Annotated in this window: 1 protein-coding gene; it reads left to right on the top strand. The window is 60.2% G+C overall.

Going from position 1 to position 259, the window contains the following annotated elements; genetic code table 11:
* A partial coding sequence (locus B7449_RS18235) for a UvrD-helicase domain-containing protein (protein ID WP_244465781.1) occupies positions 1-259 on the top strand: 259 nt, incomplete at both ends.

The following is a 259-nucleotide window of genomic DNA, read 5'->3' as shown; positions in this document are numbered from 1 at the left end:
TGATCACACCGGTGGCTGCTTTCGCGCATGTTGAAAGCCTGATCGGCAGGCGGCAGTCGGCGAATCTCCATGTGGATCACGAAAGCTGGCGCTTTGTCGTCGGGTTGTATGGTCGTTACCAGGCGATCCTGCGCGAGCAGAACGCGGCGGATTTTGGTGATCTGCTGATGTGGCCGACCCTCGCGATGCTGCATGATGCGGCATACCATCGCCGGTGGTCCGCCCGTTTTACGGCCGTGATGGCGGACGAGTTTCAGGA

Source organism: Komagataeibacter intermedius TF2 (assembly GCF_000964425.1).
In the GTDB taxonomy this organism is placed as follows: Bacteria; Pseudomonadota; Alphaproteobacteria; order Acetobacterales; family Acetobacteraceae; genus Komagataeibacter; species Komagataeibacter intermedius.
Note: the sequence above shows the minus strand (reverse complement) of the source record. Positions and strands in the feature narration are given on the sequence as shown.